Here is a 23,939-nt window from a genome sequence, read left to right as displayed (position 1 = left end):
ACTATACCTACTACGCATAAATCTATTGACATTTCAACAAACTAAAGCCATGAAGGGCATCCTAATACTGACATTTTATAATGATATCACAGACCAGGATTCAAGTCAATGGTCCTATTGCATTTTCTTAAAAACTTTTTTTGGCCTTCAAAATTCGATAGCCTTTATCCTTTGTAACTTCCTCCACATGACCGAAAAGACTCTCTATCTTAGCACTCGCCGAAGGGGCCCCCTGCTTTTTCTGAATGACTACCCACAAAGTTCCACCCTCATTTAAATGCTCATAAGCAAGTTCAAAAATGGTATGCACTGTTTCTTTTCCTGCACGTATAGGAGGATTCGTCAAAATTACGTCAAAACGTTCATTCTTCACTTCCGCAAACAAATCGCTTTGCTTAACGGTGACATTCTTAACCCCATTACGTTCCGCATTCTCTATCGCTAGTTGAACGGCTCGCTCATTAATATCAACCATTGTGACGTGTCCTTCTGAGACAAGCGCGGCTGCCGCCAAACCAATCGGCCCGTAACCGCATCCTACATCTAATACCGAGGCTTGTGCAGGAAGCTGCATCGCTTCAATCAGCACGCGACTCCCATAATCAATGCCCTGCTTCGAAAAAACGCCTGAATCGCTGACAAAACGGTATGACCGCCCCCGCAGCACTGTTTCCAGGCTCCGTCTTTCATGCGCCGTCTCTGGCCGCTTGGAGTAGTAATGATCAGCCATTCATGCCCACCTCTTTCGGTTGTACTACCATCATAGCCTTTACAATTACCTTTCAGACATGCTGGCACTACCGTTTTACAGCAACAAACCCCTTGAAGATCACCTCAAGGGGTTTGTTTTAGTTCATTGTCTGCTAGAAAGCAGTCAATTATTTCACTTCTACAGAAGCGCCTGCTTCTTCCAATTTTGCTTTAATGGATTCAGCTTCTTCTTTAGCGATTTTTTCTTTCAGTGGTTTTGGAGCGTTGTCAACCAGTTCTTTTGCTTCTTTCAGGCCAAGACCTGTGATTTCGCGAACTGCTTTGATAACGTTGATTTTGGAACCGCCAGCGCTTGTCAAGATTACGTCGAACTCGGATTGCTCAGCTTCAGCTGCGCCACCTGCTGCGCCACCTGCTACAGCTACTGGAGCTGCTGCAGTTACGCCGAATTCTTCTTCGATTGCTTTCACGAGATCGTTCAGTTCCAATACGGACATACCTTTAATTGCTTCCAAGATTTGCTCTTTACTCATGGTTGAACCTCCATTTAAATTCGTATTTTTTTGTTCTCAACTGCTATACAGCAGGTTTAATCCCTAACTTATGCGCTTTGCTCTTCTTTTTCTGCAACAGCTTTAACTGCAAGCGCGAAGTTGCGCACAGGAGCTTGAAGCACGCTGAGGAGCATGGAAAGGAGACCTTCGCGGGATGGCAGTTCTGCCAGTGCTTTGATTTCCTCAACACCGATAACGCGACCTTCTACAACTGCACCTTTCAGTTCCAGTGCATTGTTCTTCTTAGCGAAATCGTTCAAGATTTTAGCTGCAGACACTGCATCATCTTTGCCGAACGCGATTGCAGTAGGACCTGTCAATACTGCGTCCAGTTCAGTCAATTCTGCTGCCGCAGTTGCACGGCGGAGCAGTGTGTTTTTCAGCACTTGAAATTCGATTCCGGCTTCGCGAAGCTGCTTACGCAGCTCAGTTACTTGGGCAACATTCAGACCGCGATAGTCTGCAACCACAGTCGTTACGCTCTCACGTAATTTTGCAGCTACAACTTCAACAGCTTCTTGTTTTGCTTGAATCACCTTTGCATTTGCCAAACTGTACACCTCCTGATCAATTTATCCGCTTTGTTCGAAGCACCCGATCTGGTGATCTCACAAAGCTTGCTTTCATAAGCATGAAAAAAGCCTCCGTAGAGTACGAAGGCTTGATAAATCTACATGGACGGGACAAGCCCGTCACATGAAACGTTCTATCATAACACCTCGGTAGGAAATTAAGCCCTAAGGCACCTACTGTCTACGGTAAGCATATTCAACTTTAATGGTCAGTCACAAGGACTCACAACTTTTATAGAATAACAATTTTGATTGAACATGTCAATCAAAATATTATCTGTAAACAGATGCGTTCACACGTGCACTTGGTCCCATAGTCGAAGAAATAGCGATGTTTTTCAGGTATACACCTTTAGCAGCCGCTGGCTTCGCACGGTTCAAGGCTTCAACCAAGGCTTTAAGGTTCTCGTTCAGCTGTTCAGCACTGAAGGAAGCTTTGCCGATTGGTGCATGAATTTGACCGGCTTTGTCGAGACGGTATTCGATTTTACCGGCTTTAATTTCTTGAACAGCCTTGGCAACGTCGAAAGTAACTGTGCCTGCTTTAGGGTTAGGCATCAAACCTTTACCACCGAGCAAACGACCCAGTTTACCAACCTCACTCATCATATCAGGTGTCGCAACGCAGACGTCGAATTCAAACCAGCCTTGTTGGATTTTGTTGATCATATCTTGATCGCCAACAAAATCAGCGCCAGCAGCTTCCGCTTCTTTCACTTTGTCACCTTTTGCAAATACCAGAACGCGTTGTGTTTTACCCGTACCATGCGGCAGGACAACAACACCACGAACAGCCTGGTCTTGTTTACGGGAATCTACGCCCAGACGAACTGCAGCTTCAACGGTTTCGTCGAATTTAGCAGTCGCAGCCTTTTTCACCAGTTCAACGGCTTCTAAAGGCTCGTAAGTTGCTTCGCTGTCAATCAGCTTAGCAGCTTCCAGGTACTTCTTACCATGTTTAGCCATAATGTTTTCCTCCTTATGTGGTATTAGCGGATATTCCTCCCACACTTGCCGGACAGTCAAACTGCCGGCACACGTAGATTAATAAAATTAATCTACGATGGTGATACCCATGCTGCGAGCAGTACCTTCAACCATACGCATTGCCGATTCTACGGAAGCTGCGTTAAGGTCAGGCATTTTTTGCTCTGCAATTTGACGAACAGCAGCGCGATTTACAGTTGCAACTTTCGTTTTATTCGGTTCACCGGAACCTTTTTCGATTTTAGCAGCAACTTTCAACAGAACAGCAGCCGGTGGAGTTTTGGTGATGAACGTAAAAGAACGATCCTCAAATACCGAAATTTCAACCGGAATAATCAGGCCTGCTTGATCAGCAGTACGAGCATTGAACTCTTTACAGAATGCCATGATGTTGACACCTGCTTGACCCAAAGCTGGACCTACTGGAGGCGCTGGATTAGCTTTCCCTGCAGGAATCTGCAGTTTTACCATTTTAATTACCTTTTTTGCCATGGATGACACCTCCTTGACTCAATAGTGGTAGACGGACCTATCGATCCTCCCACAAGAAACCTGTAAGAAAAATCTATATTTTCTCCACTTGAGTATAATCCAACTCAAGCGGGGTTTCCCGTCCAAACATGTTGACGTGAACTTTAAGCTTGCTCTTCTCAACCAAAATTTCTTCCACGGAGCCCACAAAATTCGCAAAAGGACCAACTTTAATTCGCACGGATTCCTTAACATCGAATTCAATCTTCGGTTTCGGCTCTACCATGCCCATATGCTTCAGAATCTGTTCAACTTCTTCTGGAAGCAATGGCGTCGGTTTGGAACCCGAGCCTGTTGACCCTACAAATCCCGTAACACCTGGTGTGTTGCGTACAACATACCAAGAGTCGTCGGTTTGGACCATTTCGACTAAGACATAACCAGGGTAGACTTTACGCATAACGGTTTTTTTCTTACCGTCCTTGGTTACCAGTTCTTCTTCCATAGGAACAAGAACACGGAATATCTTGTCTTCCATGCCCATGGACTCAACGCGTTTTTCCAAATTGGCTTTGACTTTGTTCTCATACCCTGAATAGGTATGAACGACGTACCATCTTTTTTCCATATCAAGCCACCTGGAACCCTTCCTAGATAATCGCTTCGATCACAGCGGAAATGCCGATGTCGAGAACCCAAAAATAAATCGTGACGAACGCAATTGTCCCTATGACAATCAGCGTATAGTTGGTCAGTTCTTTACGATTGGGCCAGCGAACCTTCTTGAGTTCAGCCCAGCTTTCAGAGAAAAAGGAAAACAGAGACTTGAAACTGCGTTTCACGCCGACTACACCTCCAAAAACTATCTGGTTTCCCGATGAGAAGTCTGTTCGTTACAGGACTTACAGAATTTCTTCATCTCCATGCGGTCGGGGTGATTACGCTTGTTTTTCGTCGTTGTGTAATTTCTTTGTTTGCATGTTGTACAAGCCAAAGTAATAATTACCCGCATGATGTGCACCTCCCGAAGACATCCAACACCGGAAGTCTCATAATTGATCCTAAAAAAAACCGCGAATTTAGGCCTACCTAAAACACTTTATCACACGGGGTTTTCCATGTCAACGAATGTTTGCATACAATTCGCAGTCCCGACTGTGGTGCATTTTAACATCTGTGCATCCTTTTAAACTGTTCTCTGAAAAGCCGCTTCAAAAATCAAGGCGATATCTATTATTCGTCTTTTTTAGTATAAATCATTTGTAACACTTATAAACCTGCATAGCCTACCTATAACGAATAAAAAAAGACTCGGACTCGAGCCTTTTTCCCTGTCAGCCTCTACTTTCAACTATCTCTTACTTCCAGATACTTTTCAAGTTTACGCTTGACCCGTTGCAGCGCGTTATCAATGGATTTCACATGGCGGTCAAGATCCTCTGCAATCTCCTGATACGAACGTCCGTCCAGATACAACATAAGTACCTTGCGTTCCAGTTCGCTCAGAATCTCGGACATCTTGTCCTCAAGGCCCACAAATTCTTCCTGATTGATGATCAGCTCTTCAGGGTCACTTACTTGTGTTCCGCAAATCACATCGAGCAACGTCCGGTCTGACTCTTCATCATAGATGGGCTTGTCCAGAGACACGTAAGAGTTCAGAGGAATGTGCTTTTGTCGTGTAGCCGTCTTAATTGCCGTAATAATCTGTCGTGTAATGCACAACTCGGCGAAAGCCTTGAACGAAGCAAACTTGTCTCCCTTAAAATCACGAATGGATTTGTAGAGACCAATCATGCCCTCCTGAATAATATCCTCGCGATCAGCACCAATCAGGAAGTAGGATCTGGCCTTGGCCCGCACAAAGTTCCGGTATTTGTTGATCAGAAACTCCAGCGCTTCCCCATCACCTTCATGGACTGCTCCGACAATGTCTTCATCATTTTTGTAATCAAACTTTGACAACATGATATCCTTGAGGTCCACACTCACTAACAATCCCTCCGGCTGCAACGCAAGGTACCCGTTACTCTCTCAAATATACGACAAGTATACGCGATGTAACCTGATACCGTCAACCACAACAACCTAAAAAAGAAGAGCGCTAACAAAATTGTCAATGGTTTCAAAATGGAGTGGCGTCCAATTATTGGTTTATTCTCTTCTCCATCGTTCAAACAACTTTCGAAGCTCCGGGCTCAGTTTGGCATCTAGCGAGTTACGGGACAATTTAGCACTATCCTGCTGGATTCGCTTCTGCACTTCTCTTTCGGATTCCTCAATCTCGATCAGTAATTCTCGCGCCGACACCCTAAGTGCACCTTGCCCAAATGCGACATGTTGCTCTACCTGATCGCTTGTCGCTACGTAAATACTTCTTCTTTTACTGCTCAGCTCCCGAACCAATCGCTCGATGCACTCATCAGCAGTTTCTTTTTCTCTGGTAAAATAAATCTGGACTTTGCTCTGAGCAAAAGTTTTACCTAATCCTGGCACCCTGTAAGCATCAAATACGACGATGACTCTTCTGCCGGAATACGCCTGATGATCCGCCAGTCGTTCAAGAAGTCTGTCCCTCGCTTCCTGCATACCAGATTGTACCAGTGCGGAAAGTTCGGGCCAGGCTCCAATCATGTTGTAACCGTCCACAAGCAGAACATCCCGCGTGTCAGCCATATCGTTAGCCCCGTGCCTGTCGTCCGCGCAATACTTCGTACATGACAACACCTGCAGCTACAGAAGCATTAAGGGAATTAATTTGCCCCGCCATTGGCAGCTTGACGAGTACATCGCATTTCTCACGAATCAAACGGCCCATACCTTTATTTTCGTTACCAATGACAATGGCTACTGGTCCCGTGAATACTCCATTCCCAAAGACAGGGTCTGTCGCTGTAACATCCGTGCCAACTACCCATACACCTTCTTCTTTAAGACGATCAATGGTTTGTCCCAGATTGTTTACACGCGCCACCGGAACGTACTCCACAGCACCTGCCGATGTTTTGGACACCGTTACAGTTACAGCTGCAGAACGCCTTTTCGGCACAATAACACCATGCGCTCCAGTACAGTCCGCTGTACGAAGGATGGAGCCCAAATTATGAGGGTCTTCAATTTCATCCAGCAAAATCAAAAACGGCTCTTCTCCCTTATCACGAGCAGTTGCGAGCAATTCTTCCACTTCAACATAGGCAAAAGGCGCAGCTTGCGCGACCACTCCCTGATGTTGAATGCCCGGAACCATTTGATCCAGCTTACGCTTGTCCACCTGCAAAACAATAATTCCTGCTTTTTTCGCCTCAGCTGTAATCGGCAGTGTCAAATGTTTTTGCGCATTATCCGCAATCCAAATTTTATTTATTGTTCTGCCTGAACGCAATGCCTCCGTTACCGAATGCTTACCGGCAATCCATTCTTCTTCCATCTCTAGCTTCCTCCCGGGAAACGGCTGATACTTGTTCCATCCAGTCCATTCCCATTTATGATTTTCCTGTATTTTCCATTTGTGCAATTCCGTACGTAATCAACTCTCTTAATCTGTCCAAATGTCCATCACAATAAAGAGATCCAATCAACCCCTCCAGTGCAGTGGCGTGCCGATACTCAAGCACATCAGCATTTTTGGGCAAACTTCCTGATTTAGCATTTCTTCCTTGTCGGACAATATCGCGTTCTTCTTCCGTCAGTACATTTTCCAATAGCCCTAACATGCGACTCTGCGCCTTGGCGGAGACTAGCCCTGTGGCTCGCCGATGCAGATGATTTGGACGCAGGTTAGGCTGTGCCAACAAATATTGCCGGACAGCTACCTCGTACACTGCATCACCAATGTAAGCTAGTGCAATGGGAGGCATCAAACGTGCTGGCTTGGACGCAGGGTACGGGAACCAGTTCCCCGTACCTTCCGATGCTCCTGAGTTCAGTGGCTTATCATTCATTTTCGCCGCCACCGCATCCCCTGCGCCGTATCTTCAAGCACAATGCCTTTTGCAGCCAACAGATCGCGAATTTCGTCAGCTCTACCCCAATTTCTGGTCTTACGAGCTTCGACACGTTCTGCAATTAACTGCTCAATTTCGTCATCCAGCAACTCTTCACTCGGCTCCGAATAAATGCGAAGCACGTTATTCATCGAATGAAAGGTATGCAATACAGCTTGTAATTCTGCCTGATGTACGACATCTCGTTGCAACAAATGGTTTGCTTCGCTAACCCAATCGAATACAGCAGTAATCGCATCAGGTGTGTTGAAATCATCATTCATTTTTTCGCCAAACTGCTGCAAAATTCCGTCGAGCTTCGTTTGCAGTTCCGTCGATACTCCCTCATTACCTTTCAGCGCATTAGCTAAACGATGCTTCACATTGGCAACTGCATTGGCGATCCGTTCGACACTGTTCTCCGCCTGACTCATAGTCTCTTGGTTGTAGTTTAACGGATTTCGGTAATGCGTCGACAACATAAAATAACGTATAGCCTCAGGCTTGTGATGAGCGCGCAAATCTTTAACTAAAATACCATTACCGAGTGATTTCGACATTTTTTCATTATCTATGCGAATATATCCGTTATGCATCCAGTAGCGGGATAATGGCTTACCTGTAATCACTTCGGATTGTGCGCATTCACATTCATGATGCGGAAATTGCAGATCCTGTCCGCCCCCATGAATATCCAGTGTATCCCCCAAATAATGGCGAGCCATAGCAGAGCATTCGATATGCCAGCCTGGTCGTCCATTTCCCCAAGGGCTCGACCAATGAATTTCGCCCGGCTTCGCTGCCTTCCAGAGTACAAAGTCCTCGGCATTTTCCTTGCGTTCATCCACATTGATACGAATTCCGAACTGAAGCTCTTCCAGATTTTGACCTGACAGTTGTCCGTAATCTTTGAACTTTTTGGTCCGATAGAACACGTCGCCATCATTCTCATAGGCATAGTCTTTGTCTACCAATTCCTTAATAAAATCAATAATCAGATCCATGCTCTCTGTTACACGAGGGTTCATACTGGCAGCAGGAACATTCAATCCTGTCAGATCCTCATGGTAGGCAGCAATAAATTTCTCAGCAACTGCCGAAACATTCATGTCAAGTTCCCGAGCTTTGCGGATTAGTTTATCATCGACATCCGTAAAATTCACCACATAGTTTACATCATAGCCCAAGTACTCCAGGTAGCTACGCACCACATCAAATACAATTACAGGTCGTGCATTGCCAATATGAATGTAATCATACACGGTAGGACCGCATACATACATTTTAACCTTTCCAGGCTCCAGTGGCACAAAAGGCTCCCGACTCCTCGTCATTGTATTATAAATTTGAAGCGGCATTGTTATGTTCCTCCCTCATGAAAATCATTTTTCTAATGTATTCTCTTGGGCCACCTGATGTTTCTGAGCGGATGCCCCATCCTTCAAATCAGACATTTCTGCACGCAAACGTTCTATTTCCCGTTGAAGCTCTCGCATAGAATCCACAACCGGATCAGGCAACTGATGACTAAGTCGGTCTGGACGCCTACCATCCTGTCTGACAACTCGCCCCGGGATGCCCACCACCGTACTGTTTGGTGGAACTTCTTTGAGCACAACCGAGTTAGAGCCAATGTTGGATTGTGCCCCAATCGTGAAAGAGCCTAATATCTTCGCACCAGAGCCGATAACAACATTATTCCCAATGGTCGGATGGCGCTTCCCTTTCTCTTTCCCAGTCCCGCCGAGTGTGACCCCCTGATACAATACGACATCGTCGCCAATCTCACAGGTTTCCCCGATGACAACTCCCATGCCATGGTCAATGAACAGCCGATCTCCGATACGAGCGCCAGGATGAATTTCAATGCCTGTCATAAACCTTGATACCTGGGATATAACACGGGCTAGAGTACACCAGTTTCGCAAATAAAACCAATGTGCGATTCGGTGTGCCCAAAGGGCATGAACACCGGAATACGTAAAAATGACCTCCAGCTTACTCCGGGCGGCCGGATCATTATCCAAAACAGTCTGAATGTCGGATTTGAAATGTCTGAACATGTCGCCCTCCTATTCCCTTCATATCCTTGCCGCATCATCACAACACTTCACGTTCCGCCAATTTTCGCATCCACCAGCACTCTTCGACATTTTTCTATCTATAACGAGTCTGAGTCTGATAAAAAAGAAAAAGCGCCTCCGCAGCCTAAGCTGCAGAGACGCATGAACGTGGTCCCACTCTGCTTTCGAACATATCTGCTGCATAAAAAGCAGATAATCCGTCTTTGGCGTCCTGTAACGGGAACGAATCGGCACGCCCTTGTCACATCAGCATTTGATGCTAATGAGGGTTCGGGCGCACGGCTCCCAGGCGCATTTCCTCCGCAGGTCAACTGGACGGCTCTCAGCCTGGGGTTTCCCCTCGACCGTCCTCTCTGGCAGATGCCCTTATGCAGTGTACTTCTCCTGTTCGCAGCCTTTACACGTAAATATCAATCCGTATCAATGGAGTCATTATAGCGAAAAGACAACAAATTGACAAGAAATATCAGCCTTTAATTTGTGCCTTGAGACGATCCAGTACCTTGTCACGTCCAAGCAAAAAGATAGTTTCATTCAGATCCCGTCCATGCGTTTGGCCTGTAAGAGCCACACGAATCGGCATGAATAATTGTTTCCCCTTAAAACCGGTTTCCTTTTGAACTTCTTTGATCAGCTTAGCCATTTGTGGAGCTGTAAATTCCTCACTCGTTTCAACTTTACCTGCAAAAGCTCTAAGTACCTCAGGAACCTGCTCTTCGGCCAATACAGCTGCTGCTTCAGCATCCAGTTCCAGATGTGAACGGAAAAACAACTCAGACAACGTTACAATATCGGACGCAGATGTCATCTGTTCCTGGTATAAGCGAACAAGGGCCTTAGCCCAATCCAGTTGTTCCGCAGACAGCTCAGTAGGCAACAGCCCCGCTGTCTGGAGATGTGGAATCGCCATGCTGGCAATTCGCTCAGGATCAGCCTTTTTAATATAGTGATTGTTCAAATAAGCAAGCTTATTTGTATCAAACACAGCTGGACTTTTGGACAAACGATTAGGATCGAAAATCGAAATCAGTTGTTCCCGATCATAGATCTCTTCTTCGCCTTCTGGGGACCAACCCAGCAGTGCGATGAAGTTGAATATAGCTTCTGGCAAATAGCCCAACTTGTCATACTGCTCCATAAACTGAATAATGGATTCGTTACGTTTACTGAGCTTTTTGTGATCCTCACCTACAATCAGCGTCATATGACCGAAGCGTGGCGGTTCCCACCCGAGAGCTTCAAAGATCATCAACTGCCGCGGTGTATTGGAAACATGGTCTTCGCCCCGTAGTACATGCGATATTTTCATCAAATAATCGTCAACTGCTACAGCGAAGTTATATGTCGGAATACCGTCTTTTTTGACGATAACAAAATCGCCGCTTTCCTTGGAATTGAACGTAATTTGTCCTTTAACGATATCGTCAAACGTATATTCACGATCTTCCGGTACACGAAAACGAATACTTGGTACACGGCCCTCTGCTTCAAATGCCTGGCACTGTTCTTCTGTTAGATCACGATGTTTTCCAGAATAGCGCGGTGTCTCCCCACGTGCCGTCTGCTCTTCACGCTCGCGCTCCAGCTCTTCTTCAGTGCAGTAACAGCGGTAAGCCAAACCACGATCCAGCAAATCCTGCCAGTATGTTTTATATATGTCCAAGCGTTCAGTCTGACGATAAGGTCCAAACTCTCCTCCCACGTCTACGCTCTCATCCCAGTCCATACCCAACCATTTCAAATATTTAAGTTGGCTTTCTTCTCCGCCCTCAATATTGCGCTTCACATCTGTGTCTTCGATACGAATAATAAATTTCCCACCTTGATTGCGGGCAAACAAATAATTAAATAATGCCGTTCTGGCATTTCCAATGTGCAGATGCCCTGTAGGGCTTGGTGCATAACGTACACGAACTTCCGTGCTCATATAATCTCCTCCAAATTGAATTACTCAAGATGATAGCATTTACTTGATAAGACAGACAACCGATTGAGCCGCGATTCCTTCACCCCGGCCGGGAAACCCGAGTTGCTCTGTCGTGGTCGCCTTGACGTTCACCTGGGATAGCTCCTCTGCTTCCAGCGCCCGAGCGATGACTTCATTCATCTGCGGAATATACGATGCCATTTTGGGCTTTTGTGCGATAATCGTAGAATCGATATTCCCCAAGCGATATCCTCGCTCTTTAGCTAGCCCCCACACATGCTCCAGTAGCTTAAGACTGTCAGCATCCTTAAATTCTGGGTCATTATCCGGAAAATGCTTCCCGATGTCTCCCAAGCCAAGCGCGCCCAGGATAGCATCGCTAATGGCATGCAGCAGTACGTCTGCATCGGAATGGCCCAATAAACCTTTTTCATACGGAATATTCACACCTCCGATGATGCATGGCCTTCCTTCCACCAGCTGGTGGACGTCAAATCCTTGTCCCACTCTGATCATTTGATATCCTCTCCCTCTGTTTTCACCCATAGCGCCGCCATATCCAAATCCTCCGGTGTAGTAATTTTGATGTTCTTGTAGCTGCCTTGAACGACAGTAACCGGAATGCCTAGCCGCTCTATCAGCATAGAATCATCTGTTCCCAAGAATCTCGACTGCTCCGCTTCCTCATAGGCTCGCAGCAGATCGGAAAGACGAAAAGTCTGTGGCGTTTGAATACTCCACAGACTTCGGCGATCCGGCGTTGCTGTAATGATACCATCCCCGTTCACTTGCTTGACCGTATCCTTTACAGGTACTGCCGCTACAGAAGCACCAGTACGCTGGGCTGCCTCAAGGCATGAACGTACAAGCTCAGGTTGAATGAGTGGACGCACACCATCATGCACCATCACCCAATCCGCTTGTAAGTGGCGCAGACCGCGATAGACCGAATGCTGGCGTTCACTGCCACCAGCCACCACCCGTACATTTTTACCGATTTTGTATTGATGAATCCAATCTCGGCAGCGTTCCACATCTGCTGTCCCAGTCACCATCACCATTTCATCCACTTCGGGCATAGCTGCGAATATTTCAAGTGTATGTATGAAGATGGGCTTGTCCCGCAAAAGCAGAAATTGCTTGCTCTCCTGCGTCCCCATACGGGAGCCGCGCCCTGCTGCCACAATGACAACTCCTACCCGATTGTTCATTCAAATAACTCCTGCCCTGATCGCACTTGGACGATCCGTATGATAACACATCTACTTCATCATACCGCGTTTATTGAGCTTTTTCCAATAATTTCGGTTTGGCAAAGATCATACGTCCGGCCGAGGTCTGAAGTACACTCGTGACCAGCACCTCCATAAGAGAGCCAATATAGTCACGTCCGCCTTCCACAACAATCATCGTACCATCATCCAGATAGGCTACACCCTGCCCATGCTCCTTGCCGTCTTTAATAATCTGCACCATAATTTCCTCACCGGGCAGTACGACAGGCTTCACTGCATTCGCCAAATCGTTAATATTCAGCACTGATACACCTTGCAGTTCGCATACTTTATTCAGGTTAAAATCGTTAGTTACAACTTTACCCTGTAACACCTTTGCCAGCTTGACCAACTTACTGTCAACCTCTGAAATTTCCTCAAAATCACCTTCGTAAATGAGCACATTCACATCCAGCTCTTTTTGGATTTTATTCAAAATATCCAGGCCCCGTCGTCCACGATTACGCTTAAGTAAATCTGATGAATCTGCAATATGCTGAAGCTCCTCTAACACAAATTCAGGAATCACAATCGTTCCTTCAATAAAACCTGTCTTGCAGATATCTGCAATACGCCCATCTATAATGACGCTGGTGTCCAAAATTTTATGTTCCTCCAGCTTGCGTTCTTCTGCACCCGTTCCCCGACCAAAAAAGCCAGAACTCCAAAAGGATGACAGCTCGTCCCGCTTTTCTAGTCCAACCATCAATCCCACATATCCACATATCACGGTAACAGCCGTCTGGATAAGTTGACCCGGGGCCCCCAACCATGAAAAAAGCGGATAGACTGCTAAGGAAAGTATCAATCCCACCGCTAAACCAATCACACCTGCCATCATCTCGTTCATCGGAATTCGTACCAAGCCTTCAATGCCCTGTTGCAACCGGTTCGCCACGGATGCTCCTGCGAATGAGCACCCGGCCATAAATAACACTGCTCCCGCCATCATCCAAACAACCATTCCCGGTAAAGACCCATCACTCAACCATTCTGGCATCCACGATACAATGCCCCCTACCCGCTGGTATAACGTATAGCCAAACCATGCTCCGCACAATCCTGTAAAAGTTAAAATAGCCTTTCTCCACATTGAATCTCTATACCTCCTTTATTTTCTTTTCATTAGTCTGCTATTTATTGGATACATAGCATTTCTCTTACCAGTATGATCCATTTCCCACATAACTAACCCTGTGTTTTCACTTTTTATGCATAAAAAAAGCATTTATCTCCTTGAAATAATTCAAGGAAATAAATGCTTATACTTGCTTGATACTACCGCTGTGAATGACGATATTGATCGTCCTGTTCTTCCTGACTGGAACGATCCCGATCACGCCCACGTCTGCGTGATAGTTTACGAATGTTCAGCTTCATACCATACAATGCATACAGCACCAGTGGCACAAAAATCAGCTTCGACAGCTGGTCAGGGAATTTAACAGCCAACACCACCGCTGCAATTACGACCCATGGAGCCACCCAAATTGCTTTTTTCGGGAGGCCAACCTTTTTAAAATTTGGATATTTCATGGAGCTGACCATCAAATAAGAGACCAGCAACATGGCAATCGACATGTATAACAAAGAAATATCGTTATGGAATAAGGACAAAGTGGCTAATACGCCACCTGCTGCCGGAATTGGTAGACCCGTAAAATAACCTGGTACACCAGGACGTACGTTAAATCGAGCCAAACGCAACGCTCCGCACATCGGGAAAATGGCAGTAACCGTCCAAGCGAGAGCCGAATTCGCATCATGAAAAGCAACCATGTACATAATAACTGCGGGAGCAACACCAAAAGATATCATATCTGATAAGGAGTCCAGTTCTTTACCGAATTCGCTTTGGGCATTCAGGACCCGGGCCATTCTTCCATCCAGTCCGTCCAACAACATGGCGACAATAACCATAATAGCGGCAAGACTGTATTTTCCGTCTACAGCCAATAAAATGGCGATCATTCCGAGAAACAAGTTACCTAAGGTACACAAGTTCGGAATTGATTTGGTAATCATCTCTTCACCTCAATGTATGAATTGTTCCATTATAATCCTTTCACTGTATTACATTTACATTTGCCTGTCAATGAAAACTTGTTCCTGCAAACGTTTAAGACCTTCTTTAATCGTACGCGCACGAACCTCTCCAATACCATCCACTTCATCCAGTTCTTCTATCGTTGCTGTGATGACATGTGGAAAACGTCCAAACCGCTCTACCAGATTATGAATAATCACATTCGGTAAACGCGGTATCTTGTTCAGTACCCGATAGCCGCGTGCAGCAATATACTCCTCTGATGTCGCAGCTGAAGAAGGGTAGCCTAGTAAACGTACAATATGATTCACATCCAACAATTCGTCGTCCGTAGAACGTTTGAGTCCCAATATAATTTCACGAATCTTTTCGTCGCTATCGTCTTTGGCATAATCCTTATACAACAACCATGCTTCTTCCTCAATATTGCTGACAAGCTCTTCCATCTGCATACTAATTAGACGGCCCTCATTTCCGAGCTCGTTAATAAATCGTTTGATCTCCATTTTGATGCGCAGCACCATTTCGATCCGTTGGATGACATTAACGACCTCCGGCATGGTAACCAGCTCTTCAAATTCAGATGCTGTCAAATTCGTAGAGGCTTGCCCCAACACAGATCTATATTTTTCTAACGTCTGAATAGCCTGATTGGCTTTCGTTAAAATAACCCCGATTTCCTTGAGCGCATACCGTAATGTCCCCTGATACAAGGTAATAATATTACGCCGCTGGGAAATAGACACAACTAATTTGCCAGTCTGCTTTGCAACTCGTTCTGCTGTCCGGTGCCGAATTCCTGTTTCAATTGAAGAAATGGAGGAGTCCGGAATCAGTTGCGTATTGGCATATAAAATTCGTTTTAAATCCTCGCTTAATATGATTGCGCCGTCCATTTTAGCCAACTCATATAAATAGTTCGGTGAAAAATCACAATTGATGGAGAAACCGCCATCCACGACTTCCATAACTTCTGGGCTATAGCCAACGACCAGAAGAGCACCCGTTTTGGCACGCAAAACGTTTTCCAACCCGTCGCGAAAGGGAGTTCCCGGTGCCACAAGCCGCAGCAAATCGTTCATTTTATCCAGTTGGCTCGCTTCTTTCATTCTCAATGCCCCCTAATCTAATGCGGCTGCTAGTGCATCTGCCACCGTTCCTACTCCTATAATTTGTATCCCTTTCGGATGTGTCCAACCCTTCAAGCTTTTCTCCGGCATGATCACCCGTTTGAAACCTAGTTTCTCCGCTTCTCGTACTCGCTGTTCTGCTCGGGATACCGCGCGCACCTCACCTGTCAGTCCCACCTCGCCAAAAATCACATCATACGGCTTTGTAGGAGCATCTCTAAAGCTGGAAGCAATACTCACAGCTATAGCCAAATCTACCGCCGGTTCATCCAACTTTACACCTCCGGCTACGTTGAGATAAGCGTCCTGGTTTTGCAAAAACATGCCCATCCGCTTTTCTAGCACGGCTATGATTAATCCCATTCGATGATGATCGACTCCTGTGCCCATCCGGCGTGGAGATGGAAAATGCGTAGCTGCAATCAATGCTTGCAGTTCAACCAATACAGGCCGGGTTCCTTCCATACTGGCTACAACAGTAGAACCCGCCACCCCTAGTGGGCGTTCAGACAGAAACAACTCGGAAGGATTGGATACCTCACGCAAACCGCTTTCAGCCATTTCAAAAATACCAATTTCATTTGTAGAACCAAAACGATTTTTAACTGCACGCAAAAGCCGATACGTATGATGACGCTCTCCTTCAAAATAAAGCACACAATCAACCATATGTTCCAACAAACGCGGACCTGCAATGGCACCTTCCTTGGTCACATGCCCTACCAGTACCGTAGCAATACCTAGCCCCTTGGCAATTCGCATAAAGCGTGAAGTACATTCCCGCACCTGAGCCACACTACCTGGTGCACTCGTCACCTCAGGCAAATATACAGTCTGTATCGAGTCGATGACCAAAAACTCCGGCTTCAAGCTGTCCACCGCTTCTTCAATCGTCTCCAAATTCGTCTCACATAATACGTATAGGCTGGGGGACAAGGCACCGAGTCGATCTGCACGTAGTTTCGTTTGACGGACAGATTCCTCACCAGACACGTACAGCACCTTTAAACCAGTTAAAGCCAGCTCATTAGATGTTTGCAGCATAAGCGTAGATTTACCGATTCCCGGATCACCGCCCACCAAAACGAGTGAACCCGGCACCACACCTCCACCGAGTACTCGATTCAATTCGCCAATTCCCGTCAAAATTCGTGTTTCTTTGCCACTCTCCACCTCTATAATAGGGAGTGGCTTGTCTTTTGTGCTATGAGTAAGAAGGGAAGACCCCATTCCTTGAGTTTTTACAACGCTTTCCGTTTCTTCGACCATGGAATTCCATGCCTGGCATCCAGGACATTTTCCGTACCATTTGGGCGATTCATATCCACATTCCGTACAGGAAAACTTAGTTTTCACTTTAGCCATACTTTGTTCCTTGGCTCCTTATTGACGACGATGATGTCAAATTTATGTTCATACAGCCCAGAAAGAGCTGTAACAATAAAAGTTTACCATTGAAGCTTGGCGGACGTAAAGCAATATCACAAACTTTCCCAAAGCATTTACCCAACCTTTTCACCGTGTTTTATACACAAAAAGGGTGTCTTCGCAATAGCTTTCCAGCCTGCGAGACACCCTTTTCTACTATTTATTTAGTAAACTGCCTTAGGACTTGGCAGATACATTATCCTTTTTCGTTACAGTCAATGCACCGTTCTCCTCATCAATGAAGAGAGAGTCACCTTTAGTGATGTTGCCAGTCAATAGTTCCTCGGACAGGCGATCTTCAATATGCTTCTGGATTGCACGACGCAATGGACGCGCACCATACGCTGGATCAAAGCCTTCCTTGGCAAGGAATTTTTTAGCATTGTCTGTCAACTCGAAGTCCACTTCATACTCATTCAGGCGCTTACGCAGCTCCTCAGACATGAGTGACACAATTTCAGCAATATGTTTTTCTTCGAGAGAATGGAAAACGATAATTTCATCAATCCGGTTCAAGAACTCAGGACGGAAACTTTTCTTCAATTCATCCATCACTTTGCCCTTCATATTATCGTAATCCGCTCCAGCGTCCACTACAGCTGTAAAACCAAGCGTGGAGTTACGTTTAATCGCCTGTGCACCAACATTTGATGTTAGGATGATGAGTGTATTACGGAAATCAACGACACGACCTTTGGAATCTGTCAGACGACCATCTTCCAGTACTTGCAGAAGAATATTGAATACTTCTGGGTGTGCTTTTTCAATTTCATCCAGCAATACAACAGAGTAAGGCTTACGGCGTACCTTCTCGGTCAGTTGACCGCCTTCCTCATATCCAACGTACCCTGGAGGCGCTCCTACCAGACGAGACGTTGAGTGTTTCTCCATATATTCAGACATATCAATACGGATAACCGCATTTTCATCTCCAAACATGGATTCAGCCAAGGCGCGTGCCAACTCTGTTTTACCAACCCCAGTTGGACCGAGGAAAATAAAGGACCCAATTGGACGCTTCGGATCTTTCAGTCCGGCACGTGCCCGGCGAATCGCCCGGCTTACTGCCTTAACTGCTTCGTCCTGTCCAATTACCCGCTCATGCAGCAACTCTTCCATATTCAACAAGCGGTGTGTTTCTTCCTCTTTCAGCTTGCTGACTGGAACACCTGTCCAGATTGCAACGACTTGAGCGATATCCTCTGGGGTAACTTCAGAATCTGTACGCCCCTGTTGTTCTTTCCATTGGTTTTTCGTCACGTCTAGCTCTTCGCGGATTTTTTGCTCTGTATCGCGCAACGCTGCCGCTTTTTCAAACTCCTGACTTTGTACCGCTGAATCCTTTTCTTTACGGATATCTTCCAGACGGTTTTCCAGCTGTTTCAGGTTTGGCGGTACAGTGTAAGAATTCAGCCTTACTTTGGAGCCCGCTTCATCAATAAGATCAATAGCCTTATCTGGAAGGAAGCGGTCGGTGATATAACGATCTGACAATTTTACGGCCGCTTCAATAGCTTCATCTGTGATCTTTACACGGTGATGCGCTTCGTAACGGTCACGCAGACCATACAAGATTTGAATCGCCTCTTCTGGAGAAGGTTGATCCACTGTAATGGGTTGAAAGCGACGCTCCAAAGCAGCATCTTTCTCAATATATTTGCGGTATTCATCCAGCGTGGTCGCACCGATGCATTGCAGCTCGCCACGTGCTAGAGCAGGTTTCAGGATGTTGGACGCATCAATTGCGCCTTCCGCTCCACCAGCACCAATCAGCGTATGCAGCTCATCAATGAACAACACGATATTACCCGCTTGACGAATCTCGTCCATAATTTTTTTCAAACGATCCTCGAATTCGCCACGATACTTGGTGCCTGCTACCACAGAGCCCATATCCAGTGTCATTACGCGCTTGTCGCGCAATGTTTCGGGAATCTCATTCGCTATGATTTTTTGAGCCAATCCTTCGGCAATCGCCGTTTTACCTACCCCAGGCTCACCAATCAGAACCGGATTGTTCTTTGTACGGCGGCTGAGCACCTGAATTACGCGTTCAATTTCCTTGCTACGCCCAATAACAGGGTCCAGGTTGTTTTCCTTCGCAGATGCCGTCAGATCGCGTGCCAGACTGTCCAGGGTTGGCGTGCTGACATTAGCTGGAGCACCGTGATGGCTGGAAACAGCCTCGCTGCTGCCGAGCAATTGAAGCACTTGCTGACGCGCTTTGTTCAGACTGATGCCCAGGTTGTTCAGTACGCGTGCTGCTACGCCTTCGCCTTCACGAATAAGACCAAGCAAAATATGTTCTGTACCTACATAGGTATGGCCCAGTTTGCGGGCTTCATCCATAGACAGTTCGATGACTTTTTTGGCACGTGGAGTATAGGCAATGTTCGTCGGTTGCTCTTGACCGCGTCCAATCAACGTTTCCACTTCATCCTGGATTTTTTCCAGTCCCAGGCCCAAACCGATTAAGGCTTTCGCTGCTATTCCTTCACCTTCACGAATGAGGCCTAGCAAAATGTGCTCTGTACCAATGTTGTTGTGTCCCAATCGAACTGCTTCTTCCTGAGCCAAAGCAAGCACTTTCTGTGCACGTTCCGTAAATCTTCCAAACATCATATATCCTGCACCTCCACAGTGTGTATTTCAGATCATTTTATATATTAAAGGGTTGTGCCTAATTTTTGCCGGATCAGCTTCGCCCGGTACATATCGCGCTCTTCGGTATTCATTTTATCCCCAAAGCTTTTTTGCAGGAACCCGGGTTGTGTCATCACATTCAGCTCATTCATCGCTGCGGTGGAAGGACGCTCCAAAATCCCCAAATCTACGCCAAGACGTACATCAGACAGCCGCTGTGCAGCCTCCTTGGAATCCAATACTGCTGCATACGACAAAATACCGAATGAACGCATCACCCGATCTGTAATTCGCAGCATAGATTCATTCATTAGCCTTTCTCTGGCAGAACGCTCGTGCTCAATAATTTGTAGCACCACGCCATGTAGATTCTCAATAATCTCCGCTTCGGTTTGTCCCAGTGTAATCTGATTAGACACCTGAAACAAATTTCCGACCGCTTCGCTGCCTTCACCGTAAATGCCGCGAACTGTAAGACCTACCTGTGAAACAGCAGACAATATACGATTGATTTGATGAGTCATGACTAATGCGGGCAAATGCATCATCACCGAAGCTCTCATACCTGTGCCGACATTCGTTGGACAACTGGTTAGAAAACCTCTCCGATCATCAAATGCATAATCAACATGCGCTTCAAATGCATCATCAATAACCATAGCGCGTTCCCAAGCTTCTCTAACCTGACATCCCGGATATAAGCACTGGATACGCAGATGATCCTCTTCGTTTATCATAACACTAACCGATTCATCATCGCTAATTAAGACAGCACCGTTACGAGATTCGTTCGCCAAATTAGGACTAATCAAATGCTTCTCAACCAGCACCTTCTTGTCGATCTCATCCAACTCGGATATTTTCAACGTATGAAAAGTACCAAAACCGCCTAAATCATCATACTGAAGGATATCCGTCAAGCGCTGAAGTGCTTCTGCCGACTGCTGATTGGTAGCAAGCATGGGAAAAGGCAGATGCTGCAAGTTACGCGCAATTCTTACCCGGCTGCTAATGACAATCTCCGAATCCGCAGCATCACCACGCATCCAGTCACTTAGCGGCTTCTCCGTAAACCGAATATTGGGCATTACGCATCCCTCCTACTCTTCACAAACTTTACTCTTCAGTCATTTCTTTTTCAAGCTCTCTGATTTGATCCCTAAGCTCAGCAGCTGATTCAAACTCTTCCTGTACAATATGCTGTTGCATCTCTTTTTTCAAATCGTCAATTTGCCGTTTAACCTTCAGTCGGCCACCAGTGCGAACCGGAACTTTACCAACATGATTCGTACTGCCATGCACACGCTTGAACAGAGGGTCCAGACGATTATCAAAATATTGATAGCACGACGGGCATCCGAAACGTCCCAGCTTACTAAACTGTGCATAGGTCATGCCACAATCCTTGCATTGCAGGTTCTGCGGACCACTGTGGCCTGGAGACTGGCTCTTTGTACTGGAGTCAAAATCCAACATCCCCGACAGCAAGCTATGAATTGAAAAGCCGTTAGGTGTTCCAGGGATCATCTCCCCTTTTTCCTTCGCACACGTCTCACAAATATGAAACTCTGTCTTTTCGCCATTCACAATTTTGGTGAAATGCAAAGTTGCCGGCCGCATATTACATTCTTGGCACAGCATAAAAGCACCTCCTTCAATGTCAGGATTTAATACCCACCCTACATCCAAACATTAGTCTCTATTCACACACTATTTGGTCGCCAGCAACGAGATCAGCATAGCCTTAAGCAATCTTGCTCGCAGTTGATCACGATAGGGAAGCTTCAGTAATAATGTATCCCTCGATAAAGCAGCCTTCATTAGATTAGCTTCCCTTTTGCTTAAAAAATGGGCTTCCTCTAACTGATAAATCAGTCCTTCTGCTGCTGATTGGCTAATTTCCTCCCCGATGCTCTGATGAAGATGTGTATGGATGGCATGCTGTGCGGGTAGCTGAATTCGCTGAATACGAATGTAGCCTCCACCACCGCGTTTACTTTCCACCACATAGCCTTTTTCCAGCGTAAACCGGGTGCTAATTACATAATTAATTTGCGACGGCACGCAGGAAAAGCGGTCAGCCAGATCATTACGCTGAATCTCCACTAAACCTTGGGGACTTTCCAGCAATATACTCTTCAAATATTGTTCAATAATATCGGAAACATTGCGCATTTCATCATCCTCCACTAACGGAAACGCAAGTATTCAAGTACATTTCACGCTCCACAGAGTCCGCCGTATATTGAACTTAACCAAACGGTAAAGTCACGAATCTAAGCTGTATTGAGGCTATTGCCTGTTCTACATCCATTGAAATGTACCGTTTTGTCTCTAGTGTGGCCTTTATTTGCGATTAATCATACACTTCTCTTATGTTCATAAGAGTCAGCTCCTAACTATACGCAAATCATTTCAATTCTCGTTTGCTTCTTTACTATCGAAATTACTTCATACGGCCAATCCATCAGCATAATACTTCTACAGCATCACACTAGGTTTGATTGACTTTGACTTTCTTTGACTATATTCACATTATAGCACATTATTCATTTTTGCCAAGGGGTCAATACCATTTTTCGCAATCTAATTATGTTTTATACAATACCATAAAAAAACTCTTCCCATTACAGAAAGAGTTTTGAAAATAATGATAACCACACAAGTTATATTCTCTGAAAGATGAGCTTAAAAGATCTAAATAGGCCTTTATCAGAAAAAATCTAATAAAAACGTTTGATTTACTGGTATTACGCGTTTAAGGGCAGACACAGACTCACTACTCCCTTCAATCCGCTCCCACTTATACAGATCATCAGCCTGCTGATAGCCAAGCATCAGAGTCGTCAGTGACTGAATCCCAAGTTTCAAGTTAGCTACTATGGCGTTTTCAGATGAATTGCTTATATCCACTCTCTCCAGATGTCCTTGCCCCTCCGTAGTAATCGTTAATCTCCATAATCCATCATTCCATGGAGCATACCGATCTGTCAGATTTAAGGTTAAACTTGTTTCCTCTTCAAGCTGTTCAAAAGGGTATCTTTCTACAAAAGCAGCTGCATCCACAATACGTCCCATAAAATAAGGCACAGTTTCCTGTTGAATCCGTGGATCATCGAGTAAAAATGGCAAATTGTCATCTGCTGGAACGTAAATAAATTTACCTTTGGCTATCATTGAGTCATGATTTGCAAAATAAGTCCATAAAGCCCGACGAACCGTCTCATTTTCATATACCAACTCATCACAATTCAACTGTTTATCTTCAATTTTGTATAGTGCATATCCTTGCGGAATGCCTGTTTCTGAGTAATATACCGCAGTTCGATAGTTCTCATTTAAAATCCGCTCTTGCCACCATTCCTTATCTCGTACCAGCGTGCCATTATAACGAGATGCATACGCTTGATACACTTGGTCCAGTTCTGAAATATCCTTGATATCGCGTTTGACTGTACCTTCTGTTTTAAGTTTTGCAGGGAATTTATCAATGGGAATGACGTATTTTTTGTACTCTGTATACGTTTCCCATCCAAATTTACGGTAGAAGGCAAAGGAGAATGGATGCAAAAAAGAAAGGCTTTGTCCCGCAGACTTCATCTCTTCAAGTGCATGCGTCAATAAACGTGATACCATGCCTCCGCGACGCTTTTCTGGCCACGTCGCCACACCAGCAATGCCCCCCATATCAAAAACCTGACCATTTATGTATACCTGAAGCGGTAACAAAGTCAGTTTAGCATTTAAGTCATGTCCGTCGAATATTCCCCATGTTTGTTCTGGTTTGAATTTCTTCTTGGCCTTTTCCAGATCCTCTAGGGACATTGTAAACTGAAAAGCATATTGAGATAATTCAATAGCCGCTTCAAATTCCTCACGCTGTAATTGTCTGATCTCCATATCTTCATCACCTCGCTCGTATACTTGGACATCCATAAAAAAGATTACACACTTAGAGTGTGGCAAACCCCATTCTCTCTGTCAACCTTAGAAGCAGGTGGCCATCTAAAAATGCATAAAAAAGGATGATAATCTCATTGAGATTATCATCCTCAGAGTGTCGAGAAAGTCCAACGGACTTTCCGGCACTTTATTTTTTATTTGGGGAAACTCAACTTTTAAAACAAA

General features: G+C 45.5%; 26 protein-coding genes and 1 other annotated feature. All 26 genes read right to left on the bottom strand.

The annotated features are described in order from the left end of the window. Positions 1–127: 127 nt before the first annotated feature. On the bottom strand, positions 128–730 hold the full coding sequence (locus G9G53_RS24610) for a class I SAM-dependent methyltransferase (protein ID WP_165150808.1): 603 nt from the start codon (positions 728–730) through the stop codon (positions 128–130). A 148-nt stretch (positions 731–878) separates the two neighbouring features. Continuing rightward, positions 879–1,244 carry a 50S ribosomal protein L7/L12 gene (gene rplL, locus G9G53_RS24605; RefSeq protein ID WP_029514495.1) on the bottom strand — a complete coding sequence of 122 codons (366 nt, stop codon included), beginning with the start codon at positions 1,242–1,244 and terminating at the stop codon, positions 879–881. Positions 1,245–1,312: 68 nt separating this feature from the next. Next, a complete protein-coding gene (rplJ, locus tag G9G53_RS24600) occupies positions 1,313–1,816 on the bottom strand; it encodes a 50S ribosomal protein L10 (RefSeq protein WP_013312168.1) in 504 nt (167 codons plus the stop codon). A gap of 74 nt (positions 1,817–1,890) precedes the next feature. Next, positions 1,891–2,042, bottom strand: a sequence feature (ribosomal protein L10 leader region). A gap of 68 nt (positions 2,043–2,110) precedes the next feature. Beyond that, positions 2,111–2,803 carry a 50S ribosomal protein L1 gene (gene rplA, locus G9G53_RS24595; protein ID WP_013312169.1) on the bottom strand — a complete coding sequence of 231 codons (693 nt, stop codon included), beginning with the start codon at positions 2,801–2,803 and terminating at the stop codon, positions 2,111–2,113. A gap of 87 nt (positions 2,804–2,890) precedes the next feature. Further along, a complete protein-coding gene (gene rplK, locus G9G53_RS24590) occupies positions 2,891–3,316 on the bottom strand; it encodes a 50S ribosomal protein L11 (protein ID WP_007432595.1) in 426 nt (141 codons plus the stop codon). Positions 3,317–3,389: 73 nt separating this feature from the next. Continuing rightward, entirely contained in the window at positions 3,390–3,923 is a 534-nt protein-coding gene (gene nusG, locus G9G53_RS24585) for a transcription termination/antitermination protein NusG (protein ID WP_007432596.1), read from the bottom strand. A 22-nt stretch (positions 3,924–3,945) separates the two neighbouring features. Beyond that, complete coding sequence (secE, locus tag G9G53_RS24580) at positions 3,946–4,137, bottom strand: preprotein translocase subunit SecE (protein WP_013312170.1); 192 nt, start codon at positions 4,135–4,137, stop codon at positions 3,946–3,948. Positions 4,138–4,157: 20 nt separating this feature from the next. After that, positions 4,158–4,307 (bottom strand): 50S ribosomal protein L33, encoded by a 150-nt coding sequence (gene rpmG / locus G9G53_RS24575; RefSeq protein ID WP_023990562.1) that lies wholly within the window; start codon positions 4,305–4,307, stop codon positions 4,158–4,160. Positions 4,308–4,642: 335 nt separating this feature from the next. Continuing rightward, the gene (sigH, locus tag G9G53_RS24570; RefSeq protein WP_165150807.1) at positions 4,643–5,287 is read right to left on the bottom strand and encodes an RNA polymerase sporulation sigma factor SigH; all 645 of its coding nucleotides are present in this window, start codon (positions 5,285–5,287) and stop codon (positions 4,643–4,645) included. Positions 5,288–5,449: 162 nt separating this feature from the next. Continuing rightward, a complete protein-coding gene (locus G9G53_RS24565) occupies positions 5,450–5,971 on the bottom strand; it encodes an NYN domain-containing protein (RefSeq protein ID WP_007432599.1) in 522 nt (173 codons plus the stop codon). Positions 5,972–5,975: 4 nt separating this feature from the next. Then, positions 5,976–6,722: a 23S rRNA (guanosine(2251)-2'-O)-methyltransferase RlmB gene (rlmB, locus tag G9G53_RS24560; RefSeq protein WP_013312173.1), complete on the bottom strand. Its 747-nt coding sequence runs from the start codon at positions 6,720–6,722 to the stop codon at positions 5,976–5,978. A gap of 55 nt (positions 6,723–6,777) precedes the next feature. Beyond that, positions 6,778–7,236 carry a Mini-ribonuclease 3 gene (locus tag G9G53_RS24555; RefSeq protein ID WP_029514497.1) on the bottom strand — a complete coding sequence of 153 codons (459 nt, stop codon included), beginning with the start codon at positions 7,234–7,236 and terminating at the stop codon, positions 6,778–6,780. Then, positions 7,233–8,636, bottom strand: a complete 1,404-nt coding sequence (cysS, locus tag G9G53_RS24550) for a cysteine--tRNA ligase (protein WP_029514498.1) — start codon at positions 8,634–8,636, stop codon at positions 7,233–7,235. Before cysS ends, G9G53_RS24555 begins: the two co-directional genes overlap by 4 nt. 24 nt (positions 8,637–8,660) lie before the next feature. Next, positions 8,661–9,341 carry a serine O-acetyltransferase gene (cysE, locus tag G9G53_RS24545; protein ID WP_029514499.1) on the bottom strand — a complete coding sequence of 227 codons (681 nt, stop codon included), beginning with the start codon at positions 9,339–9,341 and terminating at the stop codon, positions 8,661–8,663. A gap of 487 nt (positions 9,342–9,828) precedes the next feature. After that, positions 9,829–11,289, bottom strand: coding sequence for a glutamate--tRNA ligase (gene gltX, locus G9G53_RS24540; protein WP_029514500.1), 1,461 nt, complete (start codon positions 11,287–11,289; stop codon positions 9,829–9,831). A 39-nt stretch (positions 11,290–11,328) separates the two neighbouring features. Beyond that, positions 11,329–11,805, bottom strand: coding sequence for a 2-C-methyl-D-erythritol 2,4-cyclodiphosphate synthase (ispF, locus tag G9G53_RS24535; RefSeq protein ID WP_025723806.1), 477 nt, complete (start codon positions 11,803–11,805; stop codon positions 11,329–11,331). Then, positions 11,802–12,500, bottom strand: a complete 699-nt coding sequence (gene ispD / locus G9G53_RS24530; RefSeq protein WP_029514501.1) for a 2-C-methyl-D-erythritol 4-phosphate cytidylyltransferase — start codon at positions 12,498–12,500, stop codon at positions 11,802–11,804. Before ispD ends, ispF begins: the two co-directional genes overlap by 4 nt. 70 nt (positions 12,501–12,570) lie before the next feature. Next, the gene (locus G9G53_RS24525) at positions 12,571–13,656 is read right to left on the bottom strand and encodes a PIN/TRAM domain-containing protein (protein WP_029514502.1); all 1,086 of its coding nucleotides are present in this window, start codon (positions 13,654–13,656) and stop codon (positions 12,571–12,573) included. Positions 13,657–13,841: 185 nt separating this feature from the next. Next, complete coding sequence (gene pssA / locus G9G53_RS24520; protein WP_069011498.1) at positions 13,842–14,588, bottom strand: CDP-diacylglycerol--serine O-phosphatidyltransferase; 747 nt, start codon at positions 14,586–14,588, stop codon at positions 13,842–13,844. Positions 14,589–14,642: 54 nt separating this feature from the next. Beyond that, positions 14,643–15,719, bottom strand: coding sequence for a DNA integrity scanning diadenylate cyclase DisA (disA, locus tag G9G53_RS24515; RefSeq protein ID WP_013312183.1), 1,077 nt, complete (start codon positions 15,717–15,719; stop codon positions 14,643–14,645). A gap of 12 nt (positions 15,720–15,731) precedes the next feature. After that, positions 15,732–17,105, bottom strand: coding sequence for a DNA repair protein RadA (gene radA, locus G9G53_RS24510; RefSeq protein WP_013312184.1), 1,374 nt, complete (start codon positions 17,103–17,105; stop codon positions 15,732–15,734). Positions 17,106–17,345: 240 nt separating this feature from the next. Continuing rightward, positions 17,346–19,790, bottom strand: coding sequence for an ATP-dependent protease ATP-binding subunit ClpC (clpC, locus tag G9G53_RS24505; RefSeq protein ID WP_023990572.1), 2,445 nt, complete (start codon positions 19,788–19,790; stop codon positions 17,346–17,348). Between the two features lie 44 nt (positions 19,791–19,834). After that, positions 19,835–20,899 (bottom strand): protein arginine kinase, encoded by a 1,065-nt coding sequence (locus G9G53_RS24500; RefSeq protein WP_165150806.1) that lies wholly within the window; start codon positions 20,897–20,899, stop codon positions 19,835–19,837. A gap of 28 nt (positions 20,900–20,927) precedes the next feature. Next, positions 20,928–21,452 (bottom strand): UvrB/UvrC motif-containing protein, encoded by a 525-nt coding sequence (locus G9G53_RS24495; RefSeq protein ID WP_029514506.1) that lies wholly within the window; start codon positions 21,450–21,452, stop codon positions 20,928–20,930. 69 nt (positions 21,453–21,521) lie between these two features. Next, positions 21,522–21,986, bottom strand: coding sequence for a CtsR family transcriptional regulator (locus G9G53_RS24490; protein ID WP_013312188.1), 465 nt, complete (start codon positions 21,984–21,986; stop codon positions 21,522–21,524). A gap of 537 nt (positions 21,987–22,523) precedes the next feature. Further along, positions 22,524–23,711, bottom strand: a complete 1,188-nt coding sequence (locus G9G53_RS24485; RefSeq protein WP_165150805.1) for a GNAT family N-acetyltransferase — start codon at positions 23,709–23,711, stop codon at positions 22,524–22,526. Between the last annotated feature and the right edge of the window lie 228 nt (positions 23,712–23,939).

Origin of the sequence: Paenibacillus sp. EKM206P, from assembly GCF_011066155.1 — a bacterium.
GTDB lineage: Bacteria > Bacillota > Bacilli > Paenibacillales > Paenibacillaceae > Paenibacillus > Paenibacillus polymyxa_D.
The sequence above is the reverse complement of the archived record's forward strand: the minus strand, read 5'-3'. Positions and strand labels throughout refer to the sequence as shown.

Coding starts and splice junctions, on each gene's coding strand:
- G9G53_RS24610 (WP_165150808.1), bottom strand. CDS start 730: ATGGCTGATCATTACTACTCCAAGCGGCCAGAGACGGCGCATGAAAGA.
- rplL (WP_029514495.1), bottom strand. CDS start 1,244: ATGAGTAAAGAGCAAATCTTGGAAGCAATTAAAGGTATGTCCGTATTG.
- rplA (WP_013312169.1), bottom strand. CDS start 2,803: ATGGCTAAACATGGTAAGAAGTACCTGGAAGCTGCTAAGCTGATTGAC.
- rplK (WP_007432595.1), bottom strand. CDS start 3,316: ATGGCAAAAAAGGTAATTAAAATGGTAAAACTGCAGATTCCTGCAGGG.
- nusG (WP_007432596.1), bottom strand. CDS start 3,923: ATGGAAAAAAGATGGTACGTCGTTCATACCTATTCAGGGTATGAGAAC.
- rpmG (WP_023990562.1), bottom strand. CDS start 4,307: ATGCGGGTAATTATTACTTTGGCTTGTACAACATGCAAACAAAGAAAT.
- G9G53_RS24565 (WP_007432599.1), bottom strand. CDS start 5,971: ATGGCTGACACGCGGGATGTTCTGCTTGTGGACGGTTACAACATGATT.
- rlmB (WP_013312173.1), bottom strand. CDS start 6,722: ATGGAAGAAGAATGGATTGCCGGTAAGCATTCGGTAACGGAGGCATTG.
- G9G53_RS24555 (WP_029514497.1), bottom strand. CDS start 7,236: ATGAATGATAAGCCACTGAACTCAGGAGCATCGGAAGGTACGGGGAAC.
- cysS (WP_029514498.1), bottom strand. CDS start 8,636: ATGCCGCTTCAAATTTATAATACAATGACGAGGAGTCGGGAGCCTTTT.
- cysE (WP_029514499.1), bottom strand. CDS start 9,341: ATGTTCAGACATTTCAAATCCGACATTCAGACTGTTTTGGATAATGAT.
- gltX (WP_029514500.1), bottom strand. CDS start 11,289: ATGAGCACGGAAGTTCGTGTACGTTATGCACCAAGCCCTACAGGGCAT.
- ispF (WP_025723806.1), bottom strand. CDS start 11,805: ATGATCAGAGTGGGACAAGGATTTGACGTCCACCAGCTGGTGGAAGGA.
- ispD (WP_029514501.1), bottom strand. CDS start 12,500: ATGAACAATCGGGTAGGAGTTGTCATTGTGGCAGCAGGGCGCGGCTCC.
- G9G53_RS24525 (WP_029514502.1), bottom strand. CDS start 13,656: ATGTGGAGAAAGGCTATTTTAACTTTTACAGGATTGTGCGGAGCATGG.
- pssA (WP_069011498.1), bottom strand. CDS start 14,588: ATGATTACCAAATCAATTCCGAACTTGTGTACCTTAGGTAACTTGTTT.
- disA (WP_013312183.1), bottom strand. CDS start 15,719: ATGAAAGAAGCGAGCCAACTGGATAAAATGAACGATTTGCTGCGGCTT.
- radA (WP_013312184.1), bottom strand. CDS start 17,105: ATGGCTAAAGTGAAAACTAAGTTTTCCTGTACGGAATGTGGATATGAA.
- clpC (WP_023990572.1), bottom strand. CDS start 19,790: ATGATGTTTGGAAGATTTACGGAACGTGCACAGAAAGTGCTTGCTTTG.
- G9G53_RS24500 (WP_165150806.1), bottom strand. CDS start 20,899: ATGCCCAATATTCGGTTTACGGAGAAGCCGCTAAGTGACTGGATGCGT.
- G9G53_RS24495 (WP_029514506.1), bottom strand. CDS start 21,452: ATGCTGTGCCAAGAATGTAATATGCGGCCGGCAACTTTGCATTTCACC.
- G9G53_RS24490 (WP_013312188.1), bottom strand. CDS start 21,986: ATGCGCAATGTTTCCGATATTATTGAACAATATTTGAAGAGTATATTG.
- G9G53_RS24485 (WP_165150805.1), bottom strand. CDS start 23,711: ATGGAGATCAGACAATTACAGCGTGAGGAATTTGAAGCGGCTATTGAA.